The 1804-nt window shown below is 56.7% G+C and carries 1 protein-coding gene; it reads right to left on the minus strand.

All coding sequences use genetic code 11. The annotated features are described in order from the left end of the window. Positions 1 to 1804, minus strand: a 1804-nt coding sequence (locus tag ACIP66_RS28655) for a tandem-95 repeat protein (protein WP_400652662.1), incomplete at both ends; no start/stop codon positions are given.

Here is a 1804-nt window from a genome sequence, read left to right on the forward strand (position 1 = left end):
TAACAGTGAGCGTTACGACGGATTGCACAATCCCGCCGTTGCCATCACTGATCTCGACGACGAAGCTGTCGGTGCCGTTGTAGTCGGCAGTTGGGGTGTAGGTGTAGGCACCCGTGGCAGCATTGAGGGTGAGCGTACCGTTGGTGGGCGGAGTAGCGACCGAGTAGGCGAGGGCATCGCTGTCGGCATCAGTAGCGGCCACTTGACCACTGAACGCAACATCTTCAGGTGTGCTGACCGCATAGTTGCCGGTCGCCGGATCGAAAGTCTGACCAGGGACACCCGGATCAGTGGGCACGGGAGCGTCGTTGACCGCCGTGACGTTGACCGTCACCGTCGCCGTTTCCGTAATACCGCCCGAGCTTACGGTGTAGGCGAAGCTGGTCGCGCCGTTGAAGTTGGCAACCGGTGTAAAGCTGAGTGTGCCGTCGGCGTTCAGTGTTACCGAGCCGTTGGACACGGCCAGCGGCACTCCTACAGTAATGGCTGTGGCATTGATCGCCGTGATCGCATGGGCACCGTTCTCAAAGGTGTCGTTGCTGTTGACCGCGATAATGATCGGCGTGTCTTCGGTGGTAGCGACCGTGTCGGCGGCAATATCGGCGACCGGGGTGACGGTGAGCGTTACGACGGATTGCACGATCCCGCCGTTGCCATCGCTAATCTCAACGACAAAGCTGTCGGTGCCGTTGTAATCGGCAGTGGGTGTGTACGTGTAGGCGCCGGTAGCGGCGTTGAGTAACAACGTGCCGTGTGCCGGTTGTGTGTTAGCGGTGTAAGTCAGCGCGTCGCCGTCGGCATCGGTAGCGACCACTTGACCGCTGAATGAAATGTCCTCCAAGGTGTTGGCTGCGTAGTTCCCTGTCGTCAGATCGAAAGTCTGGCCGGGAACTATCGGATCAATCGGAACGGGTACGTCATTAACCGCCGTCACATTGACCGTCACCGTCGCCGTTTCCGTAACACCGCCCGAGCTTACGGTGTAGTTGAAGTTGGTTGCGCCATTGAAATTGCCTAATGGGGTAAAACTCAACGTGCCGTCAGCATTCAGTATTACTGAACCATTTGAAACAGGAACAGCCACCCCTATCGTCACACTGGCGCCGTTGATGGTGGTAATTGTATGTCCGCCGTTCTCAAACGTGTCATTGGAATCCACAGATATGGTGACAGGCATACCTTCGTCGGTAGTTACATTGTCTTCGGCGATGTCGGTTACTGCTGCGACCGTCATGGTTACCGTTGTTTGCACGGCTCCGCCTTTCCCATCGCTGATCTCCACGACAAAAATATCGGCGCCGTTGTAGTCAGCATTTGGCGTATAGGTGTACTCGCCAGTGGCGGCGTTGAGCGTAACCACGCCGTGAGCCGGCTGGGTGTTCAAGGTGTAGGACAACGCGTCGCCATCGGCATCGATCGCCACCACTTGACCGCTGAAAAGTACATCTTCCTGCGTCTGGGCCGCATAGTTACCTGATGTCGGATCCAAAGACTGACCTGGAATAGGTGGAATCGGCTCAGACGGGACTGGAGCATCGTTAACAGGTGTGACATTGACCGTTACAGTCGCAGTTTCTGTTACACCGCCTGAGTTCACGGTGTAATTGAAGATGGTGGCGCCGTTAAAGTTGGCCGCTGGGGTAAAGCTCAGCGTGCCGTCCGCATTGAGCGTTACCGAACCGTTGGACACGGCCAGCGGCACCCCTACAGTAATGGCTGTGGCATTGATCGCCGTGATCGCATGACCACCGTTCTCAAAGGTGTCATTGCTGTTGACTGCAATTATTACCGGTGTGTCCTCGTT

The organism is Pseudomonas sp. NPDC088429 (assembly GCF_044753305.1).
GTDB classification, from domain to species: Bacteria; Pseudomonadota; Gammaproteobacteria; order Pseudomonadales; family Pseudomonadaceae; genus Aquipseudomonas; species Aquipseudomonas rustica.